Here is a 6,791-nt window from a genome sequence, read left to right on the forward strand (position 1 = left end):
GATCCCTCCGCGGCCGGGCCATCCCGCGTGAACCGTACACACGTCGCCCTCATACTCGCGGTCACGCTGCCGCCGCTCGCCGGGTGCAAGAGCGCCGCGCTGTCCTTCGCCGCCGACGCCGTCGCGCAGAGCGGCGGGAGCTACGCCTCCGACGACGATCCGGAGCTGGTGCGCGACGCGGTGCCGTTCGGCCTGAAGACGATGGAGGGGCTCCTCACGGAGAACCCCGAGCACCTCGGTTTGCTCACCGCGCTCACCAGCAGCTTCACGCAGTACGGCTACGCGTTCGTGCAGGCCGACGCCGAGCAGGCCGACCTCGACGGTCGCCTCGACGCCGCCCGCGCCGGCCGCCTGCGCGCGAGGAAGCTCTTCCTGCGCGCCCGCGAGTACGGCCTGCGGGGGCTGGAGGTGCGGCACGAGAAGCTCTCCCGCCGGCTTCGGGAGGGGCGCGACGTGCCGCGCGCGCTGCGCCGCGCCGAGAAGGAGGACGTGCCGCTGCTGTACTGGACCGCCTCCGCCTGGACGCTCGCCATCGTGAACGGCAAGGGCGACATGCAGCTCGTCGCCGAGCTGCCGGTGGCGATCGCGATGATGGAGCGGGCGCTCGAGCTCGACGAGCGGTGGGGCGACGGCGCGATCCACGAGTTCTTCGTCTCCTACGACGCCACCCGCAGCGCCGCCCAGGGCGGCGGGGCGGAGCGGGCCAGGGCCCACCTCGACCGGGCGCTCGCCCTCTCGATGAACAAGAAGCTGGGCCCGCTCGTCTCCTGGGCGGAGGGCGTCCTCGTCCAGCGGCAGGACCGGGCCGAGTTCACGCGCGTCCTCGAGGAGGTCGTGCGCGCCGATCCGGACGCCGAGCCGAAGTACCGGCTCGCCAACATCCTGGCCCAGCGGCGCGCCCGCGCGCTGCTCGACCACGTCGACGATCTGTTCCTCTAGTCCCGGGAGTCCCACGTGAAGAAGCTCCTCCTCGCCGCGCTCCTCGCGGCGCTCGCCCCGGCCGCCCGCGCCCAGAACGTGGTCATCAAGCTCGGCACGCTCGCGCCGCAGGGGTCCACCTGGCACGAGATCCTGAAGGAGATGGCGCAGCGGTGGGAGCAGGCGTCCGGCGGGCAGGTCAAGCTCCGCATCTACGCCGGCGGCGCCCAGGGCAGCGAGGGCGACATGGTCCGCAAGATGGGGATCGGCCAGCTCCAGGGCGCCGCCATCTCCAACGTCGGCATGCACGACGTCATCCCCGAGCCGCAGGCGCTCTCGGTCCCGTTCCTGTTCGAGGACCAGGCGCAGATGGAGTGCGCGTTCGCGAAGGTGCGGCCGCAGCTCGAGGCGGCGCTGGAGAAGCGCGGCCTGATCGCGCTGCAGTGGAGCCGCATCGGCGCCATCCACCTGTTCTGCTCGTCGGCGCACCGCTCGCCGGCCGACATGGCGAACGCGAAGATCTGGGCCTGGGAGGGCGACCCGAAGAGCGTGGAGGCGTTCCGCGCGGCCGGGCTGAAGCCGGTGGTGCTCTCGTCCAACGACATCGTGCCCTCGCTGCAGACCGGCATGATCGACTGCATCCCGAACGTGCCGCTGTACGTCCTCACCGCCCGCCTGCACGAGAAGGCGAGCCACATGATGGACCTGCCCTGGAGCTGGATGATGGGCGCGACGCTGGTGCGCAAGGACGCCTGGGAGAAGATCCCGGCCGACACCCGCGCCAAGCTGCTCGCCATCGCCAAGGAGCTGGGCGAGAAGGTGGACGTCGAGGTGAAGCGGCTCAACACCGACGCGGTGGCGGCGATGCAGAAGCAGGGGCTCCAGGTGGAGAAGGGCGACCCGGCCGCCTGGCGCACGGCCATGGAGAAGACCTGGCCGGTGGTGCGCGGCGGGGTGGTGCCGGCCGCGTTCTTCGACGAGGTGAAGGGCGCGCGCGACGCCTGCAAGGCCGGCGGCGCGGCGAAGAAGAAGTAGTCACCGCCCGGCGGCGAACCGCGCCACCGCGCGGCGCGCCGCGGCGCACCCGAAGATGAGCGTGAGGTGCCCGCGCGGGAAGCTCGCCCGCGCGGCGCCCCAGCGCGCCGCCAGCGCGTCGGCGCCCGGCCGGAGCGCGATCCGATCCGCGTCGCCGGTCACCACCAGCACCCGCCGCGCGGTGGGCGGGCGCGCCTCCGGACGGAACGGCGCCAGCATCGCGGCGAGCTCCGCGGCGGGCGGCGGCGGCGCCCCGGCGCGGCGGGCCAGGCCCAGGTAGCGCCGCCCGATCCGCGTCCCCTGGAACACCGCGGCGAGGTCCGCCGGCGGCGCCACCAGCGCGGCGAAGTCGGCCGCCTCCGGCGCGGTGGCGGCGAGCCCGGCCGCGAGCGCGCCCAGCGACAGCCCGCAGACGCCGGCGGCGCCACCCTGCGCGCGCGCCAGCGCGAGCAGCACGCGGAGCTCGAGCACGAGCTGCTCCATCGCCGCCCTCAGGGCCGGGACGTCGGGCGTGACGAACCCCTCGCCGCTCCGCACGCCGGGGGCGGCGCGGTGCAGGTGGCGCGGCGGCACGAGCGTCCAGCACGCGAGCCCCTCGGCGGCGAGCGCGCGCTCCCAGGGCGCCACCAGCGCGAGGCGCGGGAGCTTCCAGGGGGGGACGAGCACCACCGTGCCGCGGCGCGGACCCTCCGGCGGCCGCGCCACCGCCGACATCTCGCCGTCGCCCGGGCACGGCCGCGGCGAGGGGGCGCGCCACGGGCCGGACGCGCCCGGCGGCGGCGGCAGCGGCGGGAGCGGGCCGAAGCAGTCGAGCGGCGTGGCGTCCGCACCGCGGAAGGGGACCGGGGCGCGCCGGCGCCGGTCCTCGCCCCACATCGCGAGCTCGTCCAGGGCGCCGTGGTAACGGAGCAGGGGCATGCGGAGACCATTATGCAGCCCGCGCCGGGCGGGGCCCGTTACATCCCGGCGGAGAGCGAGGAGCGGCATGGCGCGCTGGCGGCCGGACATCGCGGAGCGGGAGGCGACCCCGGAGGCGCTCTACCTCCGTCGGCGGGAGTTCCTGGCCCTCGGCGCCGCCGGCGCGGTGGGGCTGCTCCTGCCGCGCGGCGCGCGGGCCGGCGAGCCCACCGGCGCGGCGCTCCAGGTGGCGCGCAAGGTGGACCAGGCCGGCGGCGAGTCGCCCACGCCCTGGGACTCGGTCACCGGCTACAACAACTTCTACGAGCTCGGCACCTCCAAGGAGGACCCGTCGCGCAACGCGGGCTCGCTCCGCCCCCGCCCCTGGACCGTCACGATCGCCGGCGAGGTGAAGAAGCCGCAGACGCTCGACGTGGACGCGCTCGCCCGCATGTTCCCGCTGGAGGAGCGCGTCTACCGGATGCGCTGCGTGGAGGCGTGGTCGATGGTGATCCCGTGGGTCGGCTTCCCGCTCGCCGACCTGGTGCGCCGCCTCGAGCCGACCTCGCGCGCGAAGTACGTGGCGTTCCAGACGCTGCTCGATCGCGACCAGCTCCCCGGCCAGCGCCGCCCGGTGCTGCCGTGGCCGTACGTGGAGGCGCTCCGGATCGACGAGGCCACCCACCCGCTGACGCTGCTCGCGGTGGGGCTCTACGGCCGGGCGCTGCCGGGGCAGAACGGCGCGCCGCTCCGGCTGGTGGTGCCGTGGAAGTACGGGTTCAAGGGCGCGAAGTCGATCGTGCGGATCACGTTCCTCGCCGACCGGCCGCACACCACCTGGAACGACGCCGCGCCCGACGAGTACGGCTTCTACGCGAACGTGAACCCCGACGTGGACCACCCGCGCTGGAGCCAGGCGCGGGAGCGGCGCATCGGCGAGTTCTTCCGCCGCAAGACGCTGCCGTTCAACGGCTACGCCGCCGAGGTCGCGTCGCTCTACGCCGGCCTCGACCTGCGCAAGAACTACTGAGCCGCCGTGACGCGCGCCCGCATCCGCCTCCTGAAGGCGGCGACCTTCGCCGCATGCTGCCTCCCGCTCGCCAGGATCGCCTGGGACGCGTTCACCGGCGGGCTGGGCGCGAACCCCATCGAGGCGGTGCTCAACCGGCTCGGCTTCTGGACGCTCACGCTGCTCACGCTCTCGCTCGTGCCCACGCCGGCGCACGATCTCCTCGGCCTCGCCTGGCCGGTGCGCGTGCGGCGCATGCTCGGCCTGTTCACGTTCGCCTACGCCACGCTGCACCTGTGCTGGTACGTGGGCGTGGACCAGTTCTTCGACCTGCACGTCCTCGCGAAGGACGTGCTGAAGCGCAAGTTCATGGCGGTGGGCTTCGTCGGGTGGCTGCTGCTCGTGCCGCTGGCGGTGACGTCCACCGATCGCTGGGTCCGGCGCCTCGGGTACGCGCGCTGGAAGCGGCTGCACCGCCTGGTCTACGCGGTGGCGGCGCTCGGGGTCGTGCACTTCGTGTGGCGCGTGAAGGCGGACGCGCTGCGCCCGTACGTGTTCGCCGCCATCCTGGCGGCGCTGCTCGGGGCGCGCGCGGCGGCTCGCCTGCGCGCGCAGGTCAGCAGAGCCGGTGCACCGCGTCCACGAAGCTCGCCAGGTCGAACGGCTTCGGGAGGAATCCCTCGGCGCCCAGCCCCGCGACGGCGCGGCTGTCGCCGCCGTGGCCCGCCGAGAGCACGAGCACGGGGATGGCGGAGAGGCGCGGGTCGTCGCGCTGGACCGACCGGAACGCCCAGCCGTCCATGACCGGCATCATCAGATCGAGCACGATGAGGTTGGGCGGCTGGTCCACCGCGGCGAGCCGGTCCAGCGCCTCTGCGCCGTTGGCGGCACAGCTGACGGCGTAACCCTCCTCCTGCAGGAGCTCGGCGATCGTCTCCCGGATGGCGACGTCGTCTTCGACGACGAGGATGCGAGCGGGGGAAGCCATGTTCGCTCGTACTCTGAGCATGGCTGCCCGGAGAGGGAACCCCCTGGACGCTCGCCCGTGCACCGGACGTTGCGTCCCGGCGGGGCCCGCACGAAGGGGTGCTCGGCGGGCGGCGGCCGTACCCCGCGTCCGCCCCCGCGGCGTCCGCGCGAGATTCCGGGGCCGTGGTCCGGCGCAGCGTTGACACCCGCTGTAAGCGGGCGATAAACGCAGCGAACGCCATGCCAAACGAGAACGAGCCATCCACCGCAGCGGGTGCCGTGTACGGCAGGGCGTCGCCGCCGAAGATCGGGCTGCCCGAGCGCGGCGTGGTGATCGGGCTGCGCTGGAGCGGCATCGAGGGCGCCGGCAACCAGATCCTTGCCGCCAAGATCGAGTGCGAGCCGGAGCGCGCCCGCCTGACGCGCCTGTGGCGCCCGTTCACCGACGCGCCGGGCCGCCGCGACGTGCAGGCGCGCTTCGCCGCCTGGCTGGCGGAGGAGGCGCGCTGGGCGGAGGGGCGGCTGGCGCTCGGCGTGGACTTCGCGCTGTCGCTCTCCGAGACCCACCTGCGGCAGCTGGGGCTGCTGCGCCAGGCCATCCGCGGCCCGGCGGTGCTGGGCCGCAACCTCGAGGAGCGCTTCCTCGGGCAGGGCGGCGACTTCTCCGAGGGCGCGGCGCGGCTGCGCGCCGAGCTCGGGAAGGACCGCCCGCGCTTCACCGACTGCTACCGCGCCGAGCCGGCCACGCCCACCAGCGCGCGCGCGTTCCGGCAGACCTTCTTCGGCCTCTGCACCATGGCCCGCGCCACCGCCGCCTTCCTGCCCTGGGATCCGCCGGCGGCCGGCAAGCCGCTCGTCGTCGAGGTGCGCCCCGGGCACGTGGCGCGCGCGATGTGCGGGGTGTGCACCTACCGCGACGACGAGCGCGACGGGGTCGCGCGCTCCTCCACCCGCGCCAAGATCCTCCGGACGCTGCGCCACGCCGCCAAGCTCGAGTTCGAGATGGAGCAGGCGGCGCAGATCGTCGAGGACGGCGACGGCGAGCACCTCGACGCGGTGCTCTCCGCCACCGGCGCGGCGGCCGCCTGGCACGGCGGGTTCACGGGCGTGCCCGCGAACGTCCCGCGGTGCGAGGGCTGGATCCACTCGATCCGCGAGGAGCCCTGGCGCGAGGGGTAGCAGGCGGACGTACGCCTGCGCACCCGGCCCGGTTGGCGCGCGGCCGCCCCGCCGGATAGGCTCGGCTCCCCGTGCCGCGCGCCCCGAACACCGTCACCGCCCTCGAGGCGGTGCTCCGCGAGGTCGCGGCGTTCCGCCCGCGAGGGTTCGGCCCGCCCATCCACGGCCCGCCGGTCCCGAGCCGCATCTTCCTCATCGGCCAGGCGCCCGGGCCGCACGAGGCGCGCTTCGGCCGCCCGTTCGCGTGGACCGCGGGCAAGACGCTGTTCCGCTGGCTGGAGCGCGCCACCGGCGCCGCCGAGGAGCAGGTCCGCGAGCGCGTCTACATCTCCGCCGTGGTGCGATGCTTCCCCGGGAAGGCGCCGGGCGGCGGCGACCGCGTGCCCACGCCCGACGAGTGCGCGCTGTGGCGGGGCTTCGTCCGGCGCGAGGTGGAGATCCTCCGGCCGCGGCTGGTGATCCCGGTGGGGCGCCTCGCCATCCAGGAGGTGCTCGGCCACACGGAGCCCATCGCGGCCGTGGTCGGGCGCACGCTCCGTGCGTATTTCCACGGCGTGAAGACCGACGTGATCCCGCTGCCGCACCCATCGGGTGCCTCGACCTGGTTCAAGATGGAGCCGGGCCGGACGCTGCTCGACGAGGCGCTGACGCTCATCGCCGACCACCCCGAGGTCCAGCGCACCTTCCGCCGGAGGCGCACCGCGTGAGCGGTCGCGCGCTCCGCGCGGCGGCGGTGGCGCTCTGCGCCGCGGCCGCCTGCGCGCACGGCCCCGCGCGCGAGGCC

The 6,791-nt window shown here is 75.0% G+C and carries 7 protein-coding genes and 1 pseudogene; 6 read left to right on the top strand and 2 right to left on the bottom strand.

From position 1 onward, the window contains the following. Nucleotides 1–27: 27 nt before the first annotated feature. Nucleotides 28–939, top strand: a complete 912-nt coding sequence (locus PSR1_RS09640) for a TRAP transporter TatT component family protein (protein WP_237757893.1) — start codon at nucleotides 28–30, stop codon at nucleotides 937–939. A gap of 15 nt (nucleotides 940–954) precedes the next feature. Continuing rightward, entirely contained in the window at nucleotides 955–1,953 is a 999-nt protein-coding gene (gene dctP, locus PSR1_RS09645; protein ID WP_059437387.1) for a TRAP transporter substrate-binding protein DctP, read from the top strand. Here dctP and PSR1_RS09650 read toward each other — a convergent pair whose 3' ends face one another. After that, nucleotides 1,954–2,871 (bottom strand): hypothetical protein, encoded by a 918-nt coding sequence (locus PSR1_RS09650; protein ID WP_059437388.1) that lies wholly within the window; start codon nucleotides 2,869–2,871, stop codon nucleotides 1,954–1,956. Nucleotides 2,872–2,938: 67 nt separating this feature from the next. Between PSR1_RS09650 and msrP the strand changes: the two genes are divergently transcribed. Next, nucleotides 2,939–3,880: a protein-methionine-sulfoxide reductase catalytic subunit MsrP gene (gene msrP, locus PSR1_RS09655; protein ID WP_059437389.1), complete on the top strand. Its 942-nt coding sequence runs from the start codon at nucleotides 2,939–2,941 to the stop codon at nucleotides 3,878–3,880. 6 nt (nucleotides 3,881–3,886) lie between these two features. After that, the gene (locus PSR1_RS24920; protein WP_304511070.1) at nucleotides 3,887–4,663 is read left to right on the top strand and encodes a sulfite oxidase heme-binding subunit YedZ; all 777 of its coding nucleotides are present in this window, start codon (nucleotides 3,887–3,889) and stop codon (nucleotides 4,661–4,663) included. On the opposite strand, the pseudogene PSR1_RS25005 reads toward PSR1_RS24920, so the two are convergent. Continuing rightward, nucleotides 4,551–5,090, bottom strand: a pseudogene (locus tag PSR1_RS25005) (response regulator); the annotation flags it as partial. The gene PSR1_RS24920 and the pseudogene PSR1_RS25005 overlap by 113 nt on opposite strands. On the opposite strand from PSR1_RS25005, the gene PSR1_RS09670 reads away from it, so the two are divergent. Then, nucleotides 5,069–6,007 carry a DUF429 domain-containing protein gene (locus PSR1_RS09670; RefSeq protein ID WP_059437392.1) on the top strand — a complete coding sequence of 313 codons (939 nt, stop codon included), beginning with the start codon at nucleotides 5,069–5,071 and terminating at the stop codon, nucleotides 6,005–6,007. The pseudogene PSR1_RS25005 and the gene PSR1_RS09670 sit on opposite strands and share 22 nt — an antisense overlap. Before the next feature lie 71 nt (nucleotides 6,008–6,078). Then, entirely contained in the window at nucleotides 6,079–6,714 is a 636-nt protein-coding gene (locus tag PSR1_RS09675) for a uracil-DNA glycosylase family protein (protein ID WP_059437393.1), read from the top strand. Nucleotides 6,715–6,791: the final 77 nt, after the last annotated feature.

The sequence above is a fragment of the Anaeromyxobacter sp. PSR-1 genome, assembly GCF_000964525.1.
Taxonomy (GTDB): Bacteria; Myxococcota; Myxococcia; order Myxococcales; family Anaeromyxobacteraceae; genus Anaeromyxobacter.